Origin of the sequence: Microbacterium sp. oral taxon 186 str. F0373 (assembly GCF_000411455.1) — a bacterium.
Taxonomy (GTDB): Bacteria; Actinomycetota; Actinomycetes; order Actinomycetales; family Microbacteriaceae; genus Microbacterium.
In genome coordinates, this window is sequence record NZ_KE150457.1 from 1,105,287 (window position 1) to 1,121,810 (window position 16,524).

Sequence of the window (16,524 nt, forward strand, 5' to 3'; positions counted from 1 at the left end):
GTGATTCTGGAGACGATAGGTGCCTCACATTTCCGGCGTTTGCCCGTTCGTGTTTCGGTGGTGTGACGCGAGGCGCCAGACACGGTCGCGGCGGAACGGCTGCTCGTAGGGACGGGCGCCGAGCGCCCGGGCGATGGCATTGCCGATCGCCGGCGCGACGGGGTTGTACGGCGACTCGCTCATCGACTTCGCGCCGAACGGGCCGAGCTCGTCGGCGGTGTCGGCAAAGTAGACCTCGGTGTCGGGGATGTCACCGAACTGGGGCACGCGGTACAGCCGGAAGACGGGAGTGGTGACCTTGCCGTCCTCGACCATGACCTCTTCGTACAGGGCGCTGCCGATGCCCTGCGCGACCCCGCCCTCGATCTGTCCGCGACACTGCGCGGGGTTCATCACGAAACCGGCATCCGCCGATTGGATCGACTGCAGGATGCGGACGACACCGGTGCGGGGATCGACGGCGACGCGGACGGCATGGACGTTGAACGCCAGTGAACGGTGCTCACCCCGCTCGCTGCCGTCGGCGGTGAGCTCGCCGTCCGCCGTCAGCTCAGCAAGGGAAACATTGCGAACCGGCGTGTATACGCCGTCGGGCATAAGTCGAGCCTCGGGGGCATCCGTGCCGGTCAGTTCGGCAGCGCGGGCGCGCAGCCGCTCCGCGAGCGCGAGACAGGCGGCGTGGAGCGCCTTGCCCGCGACGGTGATGCCGGCCGATGCGAAGGCGCCCGTGTCGTGGGCGACCGCATCCGTGTCGGCGTGCCAGAGCTCGATGCCGTCGGGGGCGGCGCAGAGGTCCGTCACCGCGATCTGGCGGAGAACCGTCGTGGTGCCGTTGCCGAACTCGGCCGTCCCGGCGCGCAGCAGATAGGTGCCGTCGGTGCGGAGCGTGACGCTCGTGTGCGCGATGTGGCCGAACGGCGCCATCGTGGCGATCATCGCCGCCGCGACGCCCTCGCCGACGAGCCACCCCGCGGGGGCCTCGACGCCGTTGCCGCGGCGGAGGGCCGATTCGGCGAGATCGAGGCATTGGTCGAAGCCGTAGCTGCCCCACACCAGGTCGTCGTGCCCCGGGTCGTCCTGCGGCGTCACGGCGTTGCGCCGCCGCAGCTCGAACGGGTCGATGCCCAACCGCTGGGACAACTCGTCCATCGCCGATTCCACCCCGAGCACCACCTGCCCGAGCCCGTATCCGCGGAAGGCGCCGGACGGCACGTTGTTCGTGTACACGACCTCCGCGTCGAGACGCTTCAGGGGAACCCGGTAGATCGTCGTTGATTCGGCGAGGGAATGGAACATGACGCCGCGGGAGTGGTTGCCGTAGGCGCCGGTGTCGCTCAGCAGATCGATCGCCATGGCGGTGAGCCGTCCGTCGGCGTCGGCCCCGAGGGTGACCGTCACGCGCATCGGATGCCGCACGGCGGCGCGCTGGAACTCGTCGGCGCGGCTGAACTCGAACGCCACCGGACGGCCCGTGCGCAGCACCGCGAGGGCGACGAGATCCTCGGTGAACATCTCCTGCTTGCCCCCGAAGCCGCCGCCGAGGCGCGCGGTGTGCACGCGCACGCGGTCGCGGTCCAGTCCGAAGATGTGCGCGATCTCGTCGCGGGCGAGAAACGGCACCTGCGTCGACGATCGCAGCACGAGGCGGCCGTCGTCATCGAGCCAGCCGATCGAGCCGTGGGTCTCCAACTGCGCGTGGGTGACCCGCGCGGTCTGCCAGGTTCCGGTCACCGTCACGGTGCTCGCCGACAGTGCGGCCTCGAGCTCGGCGGCGTCGGGGCCGGCGTGCACGCTCGCGATGACGTTGCGCCCGGCCTCGTCGACCCGGTCGGCGGGCGTGCGGTCGGGGTGCAGCAGGGGAGCTCCCGGCCGGCGCGCCTGCTCCGGATCGAAGACGGCGGGCAGCAGCTCGTAGTCCACGCGGACGAGCCGGCACGCCTCATCCGCCGCCTCGGCGGTCTCGGCGACCACCGCGGCGACCCGCTGCCCGACGTGGCGGACCACGTCGTCGAGCATGCGGGTGTCGTCGGGATCGTCGGTGCGGTGCTCATGACGGCCGGTGGAGTAGCGGACGTCGGGAACGTCGGCGTGGGTGAAGATCGCGACGACGCCCGGCACCGCGCGGGCGGTCGTGGTGTCGATCGCCGTGATCCGCGCGTGTGGGTGCGGGCTCGTCACCAGCCGCAGCACGAGGGCGTCGGCCGCAGGGTGATCCGGCTCGAGGTCGAACGTGAAGCTCTCGCGCCCCTGCGTCAGCCGCGGGCCGGCGGGGGGCGCGACCGAGCGGCCGACGACGGCGGATGCCGATGCCTCCGCATCCGCGTCCGCGCGGCGTGCCGACCGCCCCGTTTCGCGCACCGCGGTCATGATCGCCTCGCGGATCGGGCGATACCCCGTGCACCGGCAGAGGTTGCCCTTCATGCGACGGTCGAGGTCGTCGAGGTCGCTCTCGCAGAGGGTCGAGGCCGTCACGCTCATGCCCGGCGTGCAGAACCCGCACTGGAACCCGAATCCGGTCGCCAGCGCCTCCTGCACCGGATGCAGCTCGTCGCCCGGCGCGAGTCCGGCCGCCGTGGTGACGTGTCGACCTTCGACGCGAACGGCAGGAATGAGGCAGGAGTGCACGGGGTCGCCGTCCAGCAGCACCGTGCACGCGCCGCAGTCGCCCGCGTCGCACCCCTTCTTGACCTCGGTGTGGCCCGTCTCGCGCAGGAGAGTGCGCAGGCACTGGCCGGGGCGCGGCTCGGCATCCACCTCGGCGCCGTCGACGACCCACTTCATGCGAGCTCCCTCCGGATGTCCTCCGCGAGTGCGACGGCGACACCGCGACGCCAGTCCGCCGACCCGAGCGGGTCGGTGTAGTACCCCGAGGAGTCCTCGATCGCGGCGGCGAGGGTCGCGGCATCCGGCAGCGCAGCGAAGCGCAGCACCGTGGGCCGCCAGGTCGCCGCCGTCACCCCGAAGACGCTGGCGCCGTCCGGGTCGACCCGGCCCGTGACGACGGCTCCCGAACGGCCGTGCTCGGCGAGGGCAATCTTGCGCAGCGCGGCGCGGGAGCGCAGCGCCTTCGCCGGCAGGCGGATCGCGCGCAGCACCTCGCCGCGCTCAAGCGAGGTCGTGCCGTTGCCGGTGACGAGCTCGGCGACGGGAAGCTCACGGTCGCCCTCGCCGCTCCAGATCTCGGCGACCCCGTCGAGCCCGACGCAGAGCGCCACCATCGCGCCCGCCGCGAAGGCGCGGCAGATGTTGCCGCCGACGGTGGCGGTGTTCCAGATCTTGAACGAGGCGAGGAGGGCGTTCGCGGCATCGGGGATCATCGCGGCGGCGGCCCACGACGCCGGAGCCTCCCGAGAGAAGGCGACGAGCCGAGCGATGGTGCACGTCGCGGCGATGCGCAGGCCCTCGGCATCGGCGTCGAGGTCGGGCCAGCCCATGCCGGTGAGGTCGACGAAACCGGTCGTTGCCGGCTGCGGCTCGCTCATCAGCCACGTGCCGCCCGCCATGATCGTCTCACCCGGCGCGAGCAGGAGGTCCTCGCGGGTGCGCGCCGTCCGGAACGAGCGCACGCTGGTGATGTCCATGTGCCGCTCCGATCTGTTTCGCGTCCCGTCCGCGGCGTCGGGTGCGCGGACCGGATCGAGTCCGAGTGAAACAGAGTGCCGTTTCGCCCGTGTTTCACGCGCACGCAACAGGCTCGCAACGAGCGGCGATTACGGTGACGACCATGCGCGAGATCCTGTCCCCGGCGGCTCAGTGGGTGCGCGAGGGTCGTGCGTTCGCGATCGCGACGGTCGTCGCGGTCTCGGGCAGCGCGCCGCGGCCGGTCGGGGCGAGCATGATCGTCTCGGATGCCGCAGTGTTCGGAAACGTGTCCGGCGGGTGTGTCGAGGGCGCCGTCTACGAGCGGTGTCTCGAGGCGATCGACAGCGGAGCGGTGTCGGTCGACAGCTTCGGCTACAGCGACGGCGAGGGCCTCGCCGCGGGCCTCACCTGCGGGGGAGCGGTCGAGGTGCTCGTGCGCCCCGTGCCGCCCGGCGGCGCCGCGGCGGCCCAGCTCGCGCTGCTGGCGGAGCGGGATGCCGCCGGCATCCCCACCCGCTTCCGTCTCGTGACGTCGGGCGCTCTCCGTGGGACGGGTGTCGTCGAGCACGGGACCGCTGCCGCGTCGGGGACGGATGCCGCGCCGCACGCCGATGCGATCGTCGTCGAGGTCGGCGCGCGCCCGCGGCTCATCGTGGTGGGCGCCGTGGAGTTCGCCGTCGCGCTCGCCCGCCTGGGTCAGGCGATGGGGCAGCGCGTGAGCGTGGTCGATCCGCGGGAGGTCTTCGCCAACGCCGACCGCTTTCCCGGTGCAGAGGTCGTGGTCGACTGGCCCGACCGCTATCTGGCCGGCGAGCGGCTCGACGGGCCGACGGCGATCTGCGTGCTGAGTCACGATCCGCGACTGGACGTCCCGGCGCTGCGGGTCGCGCTCGGCTCTGCCGCCGACTACGTCGGAGCCATGGGCAGCCGCCGCACCCACGACGACCGCCTCCGCCGCCTCCGCGACGCGGGCGTGCGCGACGCCGAGCTCGCGCGCCTGCGCTCCCCGATCGGCCTCGACCTCGGCGGCGTCTGCGCCGACGAGACCGCCCTGTCGATCCTCGCCGAGATCATCGCCGATCGCCGGGGCGGGTCGGGTGCACGGCTATCGGTCCTGGCCGGCCCCGTTCACGCCGCCGGCCGCCGCGACGCGCAGACGGCACCCGAGGCGGCAGGCGCCGTTGTCTGCGCGCCGGTCGCCGCCCTCGGCCCGGCGTATTCTCGGCGGCCGTGACGATCTGCGGGGTCGTGCTCGCGGCGGGCGCCGGCACCCGCTTCGGCGGCCCGAAGGCGCTGGCCCGCACCGCCGCGGGCGAGCCGTGGCTGGCGCTCGCCGTCGGCACCCTCCGTGCCGCCGGGTGCGAGCCGGTCGTCGTCGTGCTGGGTACGGGCGCCGACGAGGCGGAGCCGCTCGTGCCGGCGGGGGCCGTCGTGGTGCGCGTCGCCGACGGGCGCCGTGAGCTGTCGGCATCCGTCCGTCTCGGGCTGGAGGCGGCCGGCGTGTCGGGTGCCGTCGCTGCGCTCCTCGTTCCCGTGGATGTGCCGGAGCTGCCGGCATCGGCGTGTCGTCGGATGATGCGGGATGCCGACGCGGACGCCCTGCGTCAGGCCGTGTACCGGGGTCGCCCGGGCCACCCGGTGCTGATCGGCCGGGCGCACGTGCCGCGGGTGGCCGGTGCGCTGACGGGCGACAGCGGCGCCGGCGCGTACCTGCGGGCGCACGGCGCTGAACGGGTGGAGTGCGCCGACCTGTGGCACGGCCGCGACCGCGACACCTCCGACTGACGCGGACGTTGCCCCTCCGCCCGCCGTCGGCAGCGCCCCTGTACGCCGCGGAAGCCGACGCGATACCCTCGCGGCACGGTATCGGCTCACTCACCAGGAGGCGTCATGATTCCCGAGATCAACTACTGGGCCGTGCTCATCGGCACGGTTCTCAGCATGGCGCTGGGCGCCGTCTGGTACTCGCCGGCGCTCTTCCTCGAGCGGTGGGCGCGCCTCGCGCGCATCGACAGGGGTGCGCGTCGCGGCTCGCCCGCGATCCCGCTGATGGTGTCGGCAGTCGTGACGTTCCTCACGGTGTGGGTGCTGGCCGGATCCGTCGCGATCGCATGGCACTTCTACAGCGGCGGCTACCTCGCGTCGGCGCTCGTGACGGCGGTCACGCTCTGGGCCGGTTTCACTGCGGCGCGGGTCATCACGCATGACGCGTTCGAGGGGCGCCCGTCGCAGCTGACGGTGCTCACCATCGGGTTCGAGTTGACTTCGGTGCTGCTGATGGCGCTCGTCATCGGCCTGTGGCCTCCGGCCGGAACCGTCTGAGGGTCAGGGGGCTCAGGGCGGCTCAGGCGGCGGCGCCCACCACGGCGGCGATCGCCGAGGTGAAGAATCCCAGTCCGTCCACGCCCGAGCGCATCGCGTCGGGGGTGTTCGGACCGAAGCCCGGCTCCACGGCGTGCTCGGGGTGGGGCATGAGGCCGACGACGTTGCCGCGTGCGTTCGTGAGGCCGGCGATGTCGTCGAGGGAGCCGTTGGGGTTCACGCCGAGGTAGCGGAACGCGACGAGACCGTCGCCCTCGATCTGGTTCAGCGTCTCGGCCGAGCAGATGTAGCCGCCATCCGCGTTCTTGAGCGGGATCGTGATCTCCTGGCCGGTTTCGAAGGCGGAGGTCCAGGCGGTCGACGCGTTCTCGACGCGCAGGCGCTGATCGCGCCGGATGAACTGCTGGTGGGCGTTGCGGATCAGACCGCCCGGCAGCAGGTGTGCCTCGACGAGCATCTGGAACCCGTTGCAGATGCCGAGCACGGGCATGCCCTTGGCGGCGGCATCCTTCACCTCGGTCATGATCGGGGCGAGCGCGGCGATCGCGCCGGCGCGCAGGTAGTCGCCGTAGCTGAAGCCACCCGGCAGCACGAGCGCGTCGACATCCTCGAGATCGTGCGATCCGTGCCAGAGGGCCACGGGCTCGGCGCCCGCGAGGCGGATCGCGCGCTGGGCGTCGCCGTCGTCGAGCGAGCCCGGAAAGGTGATGACGCCGATGCGTGCGGTCATTCGACGACCTCGATGCCCACCACGTCCTCGATCACCGCGTTCGAGAGCACCTCGTCAGCCAAAGTGCGCACCGTCTCGAGCGTCTTCTCGTCGACGACGTCCACGGTGAGTTCGAACCGCTTGCCGATGCGGACGGCCGAGAAGCCCTCCACGCCGAGACGGCCGAGGGCGCCGGCGACGGCCTTGCCCTGCGGGTCCAGCAGTTCGGCCTTGGGCATGACATCGACGACGATGGTGGGCATTCGGTCCTCCTGAGGGCCGCCTGACGGCCGCGGGGTCGTCCCGCGGATCGATGCCGGAGCCGGCGCGCCGCGGGAGGGAAGGGGTCGCCCTCAGTCTACGGGCATCCGGCCCTCGGCATCCGTTGGTGAGGCGACGCCCCGCGCAGCGGATTCCGCCGATTTGCCACGGCCGTCGTTACGCAACCGTGATCCACTCGTGGGAGCGCTCCCTTGCTTTCCTGGGAGCGATCCCATAGCGTCGTCGGTGTCCGGTGAGAGCGCTCCCATTCCGATAGCGACGCGGTAACGCGGGGAGACGGGAACGCAACCCACGCACCTGAAACACATCCACAAAGGAGTGACACGTGAACACACGCGCACTGCGGCGCATCGGCCTCGTGGCCGGCGTCGCGACCACCTCCGCCCTCGTCCTCGCCGGCTGTGCCGGTGGCGGCGGCGGAGCCAAGACGGCCGACCCCAACGAGAAGGTCACGCTGACCGTTGCGACCTTCAACGACTTCGGTTACTCGGACGAGCTGTTCGCCGAGTACACGAAGCAGCACCCGAACGTCACGATCGTTCACAACAAGGCAGCGACGAGCAACGACGCGCGCGCCAACTACTTCCAGAAGCTCGGCAAGACGGGCCTCGCGGACATCGAGGCCATCGAGGTCGACTGGCTTCCCGAGGTCATGAAGTACTCCGACCTGCTCGCGCCGGTCCCCGCCGACCTGAAGAGCCGCTGGCTGGACTGGAAGGTCAAGGCCGCCACCGACGCCAAGGACAACCTCATCGGGTACGGCACCGACATCGGACCGGAGGGCGTCTGCTACCGCTCCGACCTGTTCGCCGCCGCGGGCCTGCCGACCGACCGTGAGTCGGTCGCGAAGCTCCTCACGGGAGATTGGAAGACCTACTTCGACGCGGGCGCGAAGTACACCGCCGCCACGGGCAAGGCGTTCTTCGACTCCGCCGGCGGTACCTACCAGGGCATGATCAACCAGGTCGAGGCCGCGTACGAGAACCCCTCGGACGGCAAGATCGCGATCGACCCTAAGGTCGAGACGATCTACAACCAGGTCCTCGACGCCGCCAAGACGCAGTCCGCACACCTCAGCCAGTGGTCCGATGACTGGTTCGCGGGCCTCACGAACGGCTCCTTCGCGACGATGCTCTGCCCGGGCTGGATGCTCGGTGTCATCTCCGGCAACGCCAAGGACGTCAAGGGATGGGACATCGCCAACGTCTTCCCCGGCGGCGGCGGCAACTGGGGCGGCTCGTACCTGACCGTTCCGGCCAACGGCAAGAACGTCGCGGCTGCGCAGCAGCTCGCCGACTGGCTGACCAGCCCTGACACCCAGCTCATGGCGTTCGAGAAGGCCGGCACATTCCCCAGCCAGGTCGACGCGATGAAGTCCGACACGCTGCTGAGCGCGAAGAACGAGTTCTTCAACAACGCTCCGACCGGCCAGATCCTCACCGATCGTGCCAACGCGGTGACGGTCTCTCCCTTCAAGGGGCAGTTCTACTTCCAGGTCAACGACGCCATGCAGAAGGCTCTGACCCGCGTCGAAGAGGGAACGCAGGACAAGGCCGCCTCGTGGGCCCAGTGGCAGACGGAAGTCGCCGCGATCAAGTAAGGACCACGGCAGACACATCACAGCGGGCCCGGGGGACCCCTCCCGGGCCCGCTCCCTGCCTCAACCACGAGAATCGAAGGACTCCAGAGTGGATACCACCAGAACCTCCACGCGGGTGCGCGCCGCCGGCGCCGCGGACACCCGCCAGCCGAAGCGGATCGGCTTCGGCAACCGGCTGAGCTCGTGGGATCTCAAGCTCTCGCCGTACCTGTACATCTCCCCGTTCTTCGTCCTGTTCCTGGTCGTCGGGCTCTTCCCGATCGGGTACACCGCGGTGATCTCCTTCATGGACTGGGATCTCGTGCGCAACTCCGGCACGTTCGTCGGATTCGACCAGTACGCCACGGTCATCAACGACCCGAAGTTCTGGGCGGCGCTGCGCAACACGTTCAGCATCTTCCTGCTGTCCTCGGTGCCCCAGCTGGTCGCGGCCGTCTTCATCGCCGCCCTGCTCGATCAGAACATCCGCGCCAAGACGTTCTGGCGGATGGGCGTGCTCGTTCCGTACGTCATGGCCCCGGTCGCCGTCGCCCTGATCTTCTCGAACATGTTCGGTGACCAGTACGGCATCATCAACACCTGGCTGAGCAGCATCGGCATCCCGCCGGTGATGTGGCACTCCGACACCTTCGCGAGCCACATCGCGATCGCCACGATGGTGAACTTCCGCTGGACCGGCTACAACACCCTCATCCTGCTGGCCGCCATGCAGGCGATCCCGCGCGACTACTACGAGGCTGCGACCGTCGACGGCGCCGGCAAGGTGCGGCAGTTCTTCGCGATCACGATGCCCAGCCTGCGCCCCACCCTGATCTTCGTCATCATCACCTCCACCATCGGCGGCCTGCAGATCTTCGACGAGCCGCGCATGTACGACCAGACGGGCACCGGCGGCGCGAACAACCAGTGGCTGACGATCTCGCTCTGGCTGTACGACCTCGGCTGGGGTCAGTGGAACCTGGGCCGGGCTGCGGCGCTGGCCTGGATCCTCTTCATCATCATCCTGGTGATCGGCGTCATCAACCTCTTCATCACCCGCAACCTGGTGCGCGACGAGGGCAGCCGCAACACCCTGACCCGGGCGCAGATGCGCGCGGCGCACCGCGCCGCCCGCGCCGCGGTCGCGGCCGACCGCGTCGCGGCATCCGAGTCCCGCCGCACCATCGAAGCACCGGAGGTGACGCGATGAGCGTCCTCAACGAAAACGCCCTCGCCGTCGTCGACGAGAAGCTGCCCCCGCAGAAGAAGGCCCGTCATCGTGCCGTCAAGGGATCGCGGCCGGGGTGGATCGTCTACGCCTGCCTTGCCGCGGTGCTCGTCGGCAGCCTCTTCCCCTTCTACTGGTCGCTGCTGATCGGCTCGGGCGACTCGTACACCATCCGTGACCCCAACATGTCGTGGATCCCGGGAGGGAACTTCCTCGCCAACGCGGCGAAGGTCGTGAACGACCCGGCGGTCAACTTCTGGGGCGCTCTCTGGAACTCGATCATCAGCTCCGGGCTCATCGCGATCTCCGTCGTGTTCTTCTCCACGCTCGCCGGATGGGCCTTCGCCAAGCTCAAGTTCAAAGGCTCCAGCTGGCTCCTGGTCTTCGTCATCGCGACCATGGCGGTGCCCACCCAGCTCGGCGTCGTGCCGCTGTACATCCTCTTCAGCGACATGGGCTGGACCGGTCAGCTCGGCGCGATCATCGTTCCGGCGCTCGTCAGCGCGTTCGGCGTCTTCTGGATGACGCAGTACCTGCGCCAGGCCGTTCCTGACGAGCTGATCGAGGCAGCACGCGTGGATGGCGCCACCTCGTTCCGCACGTTCCTCACGGTGGGTCTGCCGGCCGCACGCCCTGCCGCCTCGATGCTCGCTCTGTTCACCTTCGTGTCGGCGTGGAACAACTTCTTCTGGCCGTTCATCGTTCTCGACCGACAGAACCCGACGCTGCCGGTGGCGCTGTCGCTCCTGCAGTCCAACTACTTCGTCGACTATTCGATCGTGCTCGCGGGCGTGCTGCTGGCCACGATTCCACTGCTCATCCTGTTCGTGTTCGCCGGCAAGCAGCTGGTCAGCGGCATCATGCAAGGCGCGGTCAAGGGCTGAGCGCCCGATCGCTTCAGAAAGGTCGACTCATGACAGAGTTCTCCCGCTCCTTCCCGGAGGGCTTCCTCTTCGGCGCGGCCACCGCCGCCTACCAGATCGAAGGCGCCGCCTTCGAGGACGGCCGCACGGCATCCATCTGGGACGCCTTCAGCCGCGTGCCCGGCGCGGTGATCGCCGCCGACAACGGTGACGTCGCGTGCGATCACTACCACCGCTTCCGCGACGACGTGGCCCTCATGAAGGACCTGGGCTTGGACACCTACCGCTTCTCGGTCTCGTGGTCGCGCGTGCGCCCCGACGGCGGCCCCGTCAACCGCAAGGGGCTCGACTTCTACGAGCGCCTGGTCGACGAACTGCGGGCGAATGACATCCTGCCGTGGCTCACGCTCTACCACTGGGACCTGCCGCAGGCGATCGAGGAGAAGGGCGGCTGGACGGCCCGCTCCACCAGTGAGCAGTTCCTGGAGTACGCGCTGAGCGTGCATGACGTGCTCGGCGACCGGGTGCAGAACTGGACGACTCTCAACGAGCCGTGGTGCTCGTCCTTCCTCAGCTACACCGCCGGCATCCACGCGCCGGGTCGCTACAGCGCGACCGATGGCGTACTCGCCGCGCACCACCTCATGCTCGGCCACGGCGCGGTCGTGCGGGAACTGCGCGAGCGTGACGCCGATCTGCGCCTCGGCATCACGCTGAACCTCACGGTGGCCGACGCCGTCGACCCCGCGGATGCCGCGGATGCCGATGCTGCCCGCCGTATCGACGGGCAGTTCAACCGGTGGTTCCTCGACCCGATCTTCCGCGGCGAGTACCCCGCCGATGTGATCGAGGACATCCGCGCCGTCGCGCCGGAAGCCATCGATGCGCTCGAGGCGGCGAACCAGCCGGGCGACCTGGCCACCATCTCGCAGCCGCTGGATGCTCTCGGGGTGAACTACTACCACGGCGAGCTCGTCGGGGGTACACCCGATCCGCACCCGCCGCTGCCGGGTGATGCGCCCACCGACCGGCCCGCGGCATCCCCCTTCCCGTCGCACGAGGGGATCTACTGGCACGATCGTGGCCTGCCGCGCACCAACATGCACTGGGAGGTGCAGCCCGAGGGGCTGACCCGTCTGCTGCAGCGGGTGTGGGCCGAGTACGCCCAGCCGGCCGGCACCGTCCTGTACGTCACCGAGAACGGCGCGTCGTACGACGACGAGCTCGTCGTGGAAGACGGTGTCGCGCGCGTGCACGACCTTCAGCGCACGCAGTTCCTGCTGGCCCATCTGGAGGCGATCCTCGATGCCGCAGATGCGGGCGTGGACGTCCGCGGTTACTTCTACTGGTCGCTGCTGGACAACTTCGAGTGGGCCTGGGGATATGCCAAGCGCTTCGGGATCGTCCACGTCGATTACGACACCCAGGTGCGCACCGCGAAAGACAGCGCGCTGGAGTATCGTCGGGTCATCGCCGCCCGCGCACTCGACGACGCAGCGGTTCCGGTCTCCGGGGCTGCCCCGGATTCCGGCGCTCCGATCTCGACTCTTCAGAGGTAGCCCGTGACCATCGACACTCCGCGAGTCGCCCCGACGATCGAAGAAGTCGCGGCCGCCGCAGGAGTGTCGCGGTCGACCGTCTCCCGCGTCGTCAACGGCTCCACGGCCGTGAGCCCGGCGGCGCTGGAAGCGGTACGGCGTGCCATCGCGGAACTGAACTACGTGCCCAATCGGGCCGCGCGCTCGCTCGCGAGCCGTGCCACGATGGCGATCGCCCTGGTCGTGCCCGAGGACACCACCCGCTTCTTCGGTGACCCGTTCTTCGCATCGGTGGTGTCGGGCATCAACACGCGGCTGAGCCGGTCGGAGTACGTGCTCAACCTGATCATCGCGAGCGACGATCCGGGCGACAAGACCTCGGCGTACGTGCGCAGCGGCGCCGTCGACGGCGCCATCGTCGTCTCGCACCACACGAGCGACACGTTCATCGACCGCATCGCGAACGTCGTCCCAGTCGTCTACGGCGGTCGCCCGGTGCGGGAGCGCGAACGCGACTACTACGTCGACGTCGACAACGTGGCGGGCGGACGTGAGGCCACGGAGTATCTGATCGGTCGCGGCTTCCGCCGGATCGCGACGATCGCTGGCCCCGTCACCATGCCCGCCGGCGTCGACCGTCTCGTCGGCTTCCGCGATGCCCTCGCCGCCGCCCGGCTCGAGCCGGTCGCCGAGGAGGACGGCAACTTCACGGCCGACGGCGGCTCCGCCGCGATGCAGCGGATCCTCGATGCGGGGGTCGAGTTCGACGCGCTCTTTGTCGCGAGTGATCTCATGGCCCGCGGTGCGCTCGCGGCGCTCGGCCGCGCGGGCATCCGCGTGCCCGAGGATGTCGCGATCGTGGGCTTCGACGATTCGCCCGTTGCCCGCACGGTCAACCCGCAGCTCACGACGATGCGGCAGCCGTCGCGCGAGCAGGGGGAGCGGATGGCCGACATGCTGCTGTCGATCCTGTCCGGCGGCGCCCCCGATCGTGTGACGATCCTGCCCACGGAGCTCATCGTCCGCGATTCCGCTTGACCCGGCATCCGCCGCGCGCTCGCACGAACCGGTGGCGTGTTCTGCGGTGTCCGGCTGCGGGATGCCGCCGTTTGCGCCACCGACTCGGGGTGGGGCGAATCGCGTGGCGTGTTCGGCGGTGTCCGGGCGAGGGATGCCGCAGATCACGCCACCGATTCACGACGCGGGCGTGACGATCCCGCGGGACGCGGGCCTCAGCCGACATCCTCCGTGCCCGTCGCGCTGAGGGCGCTGAAAGGGTGGCGCGTTCTGCGGCTCTCGGGCGCGGGATGCCGCAGTTTGCGGGCTCTTCGGAATTAGGGGTGTAGCGCGGGTCTGAAGCCTCCGGCTTCGAGCAGTGATCTCGCGATGTAGTGGGTGAGGTTGCGGAAGCCGAGGGCGGAGCCGCGAAGGTGCTCGAGCCGGCCGTTGATGGCCTCCGTTGGGCCGTTGCTCGTTCCGGGGCGGTCGAAGAACGCGAGGATGTCCGCGGCGCGCTGCTTCAGCGTGCGGCCGAGGCGACGGACCTCTTTGAGCAGCGCGGGAACGCCGTTGCTGACAGAGTCAATCACCGCCCGCATCATCTCCTTCGCCTTGTTCTTGTCGGGTTCGCGGTAGGCGGCGACGATGCGCTGGTAGATGCCCCAGGTCGCTTCGACCTCGACGTGCTCCTCGGCGGCGAACACCGCGTCGAGCCGCGCGGTCTGCTTCTCGGTGAGGAAGCTCGCGCCGGTGTGGAGGGTGCGGCGGACCCCGTAGAGCGGGTCGCCGGCGTGACCGCGGTGCCCGAGAGTGTCCTGCTGAACCCTCTGCCGGCAGCGGTCCAGCGCGTCGCCCGCGAGACGGACGACATGGAACGGGTCCATCACCGGGACCGCGTCGGGGAGCTCTTCGGCCGCGGCGGTCTTGAACCCGGAGAACCCGTCCATCGCGACCACCTCGATCCGGCTCGACCACTCCGCAGGCCGGGCGGCGAGCCACTCCTTGAACACCTGCTTCGAGCGGCCCTCGACCATGTCCAGCAGCCTGGCCGGGCCCGTCTTGTTCCTCGCGGGGGTGAGGTCGATGATCACGGTCACGTACTTCTCGCCAAACCGTGTGTGACGCCAGACGTGCTCGTCGACACCGATCGTGGTGACCCCGTCGAACCTCGCCGGGTCGTCGATCAGGCGACGCTTGCCTTCGGCGATGATCGCGGTGTTCGCGGTATGCCACGACACCCCGAGCCCTGCTGCGGCGCGGGAGACGGTGAGGTGGTCGACCACGATCGCCGTGAGTGCCCACCCGATCCCGCCGCGGGAGATCTTCGCCCTCGGCGCCGCCGCCTTCGACGTGTCCTGCCGCCAGGTCCGGCGGCAGTGCGTGCACCGGTAGCGGCGCACCCGGACCAGCAGCGTCGTCGGCCGATGCCCGAACGGCTCATGCGCCAGCGGCCGCGTCACCGTGTCACGCGGCACGCCCTCCGCGCCGCACTTCCGACACCACGGGTCGTCCTCGACGACGCGGCACTCCAGCACCGCCCGATCAGGCTCGAGCAGCTGCCCGACGGCTTGAAGGCCGAGCTCGTCAAGACGGCAGAACGTGGTCAGGTCAGGGGTCGCGAACGTAGGGTGGTGCAAGTCGAGGTCTTCCGGCGGATGGTGAGCGTGAGAACTTCCATCCTGGAAGACCTCGACGCCCATCCGCGAACCAGCCGGCGGTCCCGGGCTACACCCTCAACTGCGAAGAGCCAGTTTGCGCCACCGATTCGCTGAGCCGACCCGCTGTCCCGCCCGCTGTCCCGCCCGCCCGGCGTCGCCCGGTCTCAGCCGACGTTCTCGGGATCGCCGCCGAGCGGGCCGATGGGGACGATGGGGCCGCCGTCGTCCGCGCCGGTCTTGCGCGCTCGGGCGATCGCGTTGCCGAGGTGGTAGATGACGAGAGCGGCCACGGTGCCCAGCACGATCGCGCCGAAGCTGAGCGTGCCGAGGTTCATCGTGAAACCGGCGATGGCGATGACGAAGGCCACGGCGACCGTGTACTGATTGACCGGGCGCGAGAAGTCCACCTGGTTGTCGACCCAGATCTTGATGCCGATGACGCCGATGAGGCCGTAGAGGGCGGTCGTGACGCCGCCGAGCACGCCCGCGGGCATCGCGAAGATGACCGCGCCGATCTTCGGGGAGAAGGCCAGCAGGATCGCGACGATGCCGGCGACCCAGTAGGCCGCGGTCGAGTACACGCGGGTGGCGGCCATCACGCCGATGTTCTCGCCGTAGGTCGTGGTTCCCGAGCCGCCGCCGACGCCGGCGATCGTGGTCGCGATGCCGTCGGCGATGAGCGCGCGCCCGGTGCGCTTGTTGATCGAGGGATCGCCGGTCATCGTCGCGACGCCGCGGACGTGGCCGACGTTCTCGGCGATCAGTACGAGGATGACCGGCAGGAACATCGGCAGCATCGCCCAGGCGTGCGGGTCGCCGAAGGCCGGCAGGTGGAACTGGGGGAGGCCGATCCACGCCGCATCCGCGACGCCGGACCAGTCCACCCGGCCGAGGATCGCGGCGACGACGTAGCCGACGACGACGCCGAGGAAGATCGAGATGCGCCCGAGGAACCCGCGGAAGAACACGGCGAACAGGATGCAGGCGGCCAGCGTGATCGCACCGAGCAGCGCGTCCTTCTGGAAGTTCGTCCACGCCACGGGGGCGAGGTTCAGGCCGATCAGAGCCACGATCGCGCCTGAGACCACGGGCGGCATGAGCCTTTCGATCCAGCCGGTGCCGGTGGCCTGCACGAGGAAGCCGATGCCGGCCAGCAGCACGCCCGCGACGAACACGCCCAGCAGCGCCTGGCTGATCTGCTCGCCCGTCTGGAGCGCCTTGCCGTCGCCGGGGCCGAGCGCGAGGATCGGAGCGATGAACGCGAACGAGCTGCCGAGGTAGCTCGGCAAACGGTTGCCGGTCAGCAGCAGGAACAGGATCGTTCCGACGCCGGAGAACAGCAGCGTCGTCGACACGGGGAAGCCCGTCAGCAGCGGCACGAGGAAGGTCGCGCCGAACATGGCGACGACATGCTGCGCGCCGATCGCGACCGTTGCGGGCCACCCGAGCCGCTCGTGCGGCTTGACGACGGCGCCGGGCTCGACGGTGCGGCCGTCTCCGTGCTGGGTCCAGATGGGCATGCTCGTGCTCCTTCTTCGGCGGGGCGTTCAGCCGTGCGGTGGGCGGGGTGGGGCGGTCGGCGGATGCCGAGGTCAGGCTACCTGGGAGCGGGCTGTGAGCCGCGGACGCGCGCCGTGAAAGACGCTCTCGCCTCAGCCGTGCTCTCCCCGCGGAAGATGCTGGGGGTGTCACGGCCTGCCGAGTCGCATCGAGCACCGAACCGGGCGACACCGTACGTTTCGTCTGACGCCGCGCACCGCGTCC

At 70.0% G+C, this 16,524-nt stretch carries 14 protein-coding genes; 8 read left to right on the plus strand and 6 right to left on the minus strand.

Annotation, left to right across the window (positions count from 1 at the left end; genetic code table 11):
- Nucleotides 1-24 precede the first annotated feature (24 nt).
- Both HMPREF1529_RS05095 and HMPREF1529_RS05100 read right to left on the minus strand, forming a co-directional pair.
- Nucleotides 25-2,781 (minus strand): molybdopterin-dependent oxidoreductase, encoded by a 2,757-nt coding sequence (locus HMPREF1529_RS05095; RefSeq protein WP_016463974.1) that lies wholly within the window; start codon nt 2,779-2,781, stop codon nt 25-27.
- Complete coding sequence (locus tag HMPREF1529_RS05100; RefSeq protein WP_016463975.1) at nt 2,778-3,581, minus strand: FAD binding domain-containing protein; 804 nt, start codon at nt 3,579-3,581, stop codon at nt 2,778-2,780. The genes HMPREF1529_RS05095 and HMPREF1529_RS05100 overlap by 4 nt, the downstream gene beginning before the upstream one ends.
- Before the next feature lie 143 nt (nt 3,582-3,724).
- Between HMPREF1529_RS05100 and HMPREF1529_RS05105 the strand changes: the two genes are divergently transcribed.
- The 3 genes from HMPREF1529_RS05105 (at nt 3,725) to HMPREF1529_RS05115 (ending at nt 5,904) form a co-directional block, all read left to right on the plus strand.
- The gene (locus HMPREF1529_RS05105; RefSeq protein ID WP_016463976.1) at nt 3,725-4,816 is read left to right on the plus strand and encodes an XdhC family protein; all 1,092 of its coding nucleotides are present in this window, start codon (nt 3,725-3,727) and stop codon (nt 4,814-4,816) included.
- Nucleotides 4,813-5,367 carry a nucleotidyltransferase family protein gene (locus HMPREF1529_RS05110; protein ID WP_016463977.1) on the plus strand — a complete coding sequence of 185 codons (555 nt, stop codon included), beginning with the start codon at nt 4,813-4,815 and terminating at the stop codon, nt 5,365-5,367. The genes HMPREF1529_RS05105 and HMPREF1529_RS05110 overlap by 4 nt, the downstream gene beginning before the upstream one ends.
- A 105-nt stretch (nt 5,368-5,472) precedes the next feature.
- The gene (locus HMPREF1529_RS05115) at nt 5,473-5,904 is read left to right on the plus strand and encodes a DUF1761 domain-containing protein (protein WP_016463978.1); all 432 of its coding nucleotides are present in this window, start codon (nt 5,473-5,475) and stop codon (nt 5,902-5,904) included.
- Between the two features lie 22 nt (nt 5,905-5,926).
- On the opposite strand, the gene purQ is transcribed toward HMPREF1529_RS05115, so the two are convergent.
- Both purQ and purS read right to left on the minus strand, forming a co-directional pair.
- On the minus strand, nt 5,927-6,634 hold the full coding sequence (gene purQ, locus HMPREF1529_RS05120) for a phosphoribosylformylglycinamidine synthase subunit PurQ (protein ID WP_005051698.1): 708 nt from the start codon (nt 6,632-6,634) through the stop codon (nt 5,927-5,929).
- Nucleotides 6,631-6,876, minus strand: coding sequence for a phosphoribosylformylglycinamidine synthase subunit PurS (gene purS / locus HMPREF1529_RS05125; protein WP_016463979.1), 246 nt, complete (start codon nt 6,874-6,876; stop codon nt 6,631-6,633). Before purS ends, purQ begins: the two co-directional genes overlap by 4 nt.
- A 344-nt stretch (nt 6,877-7,220) precedes the next feature.
- On the opposite strand from purS, the gene HMPREF1529_RS05130 reads away from it, so the two are divergent.
- From HMPREF1529_RS05130 to HMPREF1529_RS05150, 5 genes are all read left to right on the plus strand, one after another.
- Nucleotides 7,221-8,495: an ABC transporter substrate-binding protein gene (locus tag HMPREF1529_RS05130; RefSeq protein ID WP_016463980.1), complete on the plus strand. Its 1,275-nt coding sequence runs from the start codon at nt 7,221-7,223 to the stop codon at nt 8,493-8,495.
- An 88-nt stretch (nt 8,496-8,583) separates the two neighbouring features.
- A complete protein-coding gene (locus HMPREF1529_RS05135; protein ID WP_005051704.1) occupies nt 8,584-9,684 on the plus strand; it encodes a carbohydrate ABC transporter permease in 1,101 nt (366 codons plus the stop codon).
- Entirely contained in the window at nt 9,681-10,586 is a 906-nt protein-coding gene (locus HMPREF1529_RS05140) for a carbohydrate ABC transporter permease (RefSeq protein WP_005051706.1), read from the plus strand. The genes HMPREF1529_RS05135 and HMPREF1529_RS05140 overlap by 4 nt, the downstream gene beginning before the upstream one ends.
- A 29-nt stretch (nt 10,587-10,615) precedes the next feature.
- Nucleotides 10,616-12,124 carry a GH1 family beta-glucosidase gene (locus HMPREF1529_RS05145; protein WP_005051708.1) on the plus strand — a complete coding sequence of 503 codons (1,509 nt, stop codon included), beginning with the start codon at nt 10,616-10,618 and terminating at the stop codon, nt 12,122-12,124.
- A gap of 3 nt (nt 12,125-12,127) precedes the next feature.
- Complete coding sequence (locus HMPREF1529_RS05150) at nt 12,128-13,141, plus strand: LacI family DNA-binding transcriptional regulator (RefSeq protein ID WP_016463981.1); 1,014 nt, start codon at nt 12,128-12,130, stop codon at nt 13,139-13,141.
- A 296-nt stretch (nt 13,142-13,437) separates the two neighbouring features.
- Here the strand turns inward: HMPREF1529_RS05150 and HMPREF1529_RS05155 are convergent, their stop codons facing one another.
- Together HMPREF1529_RS05155 and HMPREF1529_RS05160 are read right to left on the minus strand one after the other, a co-directional pair.
- Nucleotides 13,438-14,739, minus strand: coding sequence for an ISL3 family transposase (locus tag HMPREF1529_RS05155; protein ID WP_016463282.1), 1,302 nt, complete (start codon nt 14,737-14,739; stop codon nt 13,438-13,440).
- 185 nt (nt 14,740-14,924) lie between these two features.
- Complete coding sequence (locus HMPREF1529_RS05160; RefSeq protein WP_016463982.1) at nt 14,925-16,280, minus strand: uracil-xanthine permease family protein; 1,356 nt, start codon at nt 16,278-16,280, stop codon at nt 14,925-14,927.
- Nucleotides 16,281-16,524 lie beyond the last annotated feature (244 nt).

Bases quoted from the DNA above. Each gene is read 5' to 3' on its own strand.
- purS (WP_016463979.1), bottom strand. From the start codon at position 6,876: ATGCCCACCATCGTCGTCGATGTCATGCCCAAGGCCGAACTGCTGGAC.
- purQ (WP_005051698.1), bottom strand. From the start codon at position 6,634: ATGACCGCACGCATCGGCGTCATCACCTTTCCGGGCTCGCTCGACGAC.
- HMPREF1529_RS05145 (WP_005051708.1), top strand. From the start codon at position 10,616: ATGACAGAGTTCTCCCGCTCCTTCCCGGAGGGCTTCCTCTTCGGCGCG.
- HMPREF1529_RS05160 (WP_016463982.1), bottom strand. From the start codon at position 16,280: ATGCCCATCTGGACCCAGCACGGAGACGGCCGCACCGTCGAGCCCGGC.
- HMPREF1529_RS05115 (WP_016463978.1), top strand. From the start codon at position 5,473: ATGATTCCCGAGATCAACTACTGGGCCGTGCTCATCGGCACGGTTCTC.
- HMPREF1529_RS05105 (WP_016463976.1), top strand. From the start codon at position 3,725: ATGCGCGAGATCCTGTCCCCGGCGGCTCAGTGGGTGCGCGAGGGTCGT.
- HMPREF1529_RS05095 (WP_016463974.1), bottom strand. From the start codon at position 2,781: ATGAAGTGGGTCGTCGACGGCGCCGAGGTGGATGCCGAGCCGCGCCCC.
- HMPREF1529_RS05100 (WP_016463975.1), bottom strand. From the start codon at position 3,581: ATGGACATCACCAGCGTGCGCTCGTTCCGGACGGCGCGCACCCGCGAG.
- HMPREF1529_RS05140 (WP_005051706.1), top strand. From the start codon at position 9,681: ATGAGCGTCCTCAACGAAAACGCCCTCGCCGTCGTCGACGAGAAGCTG.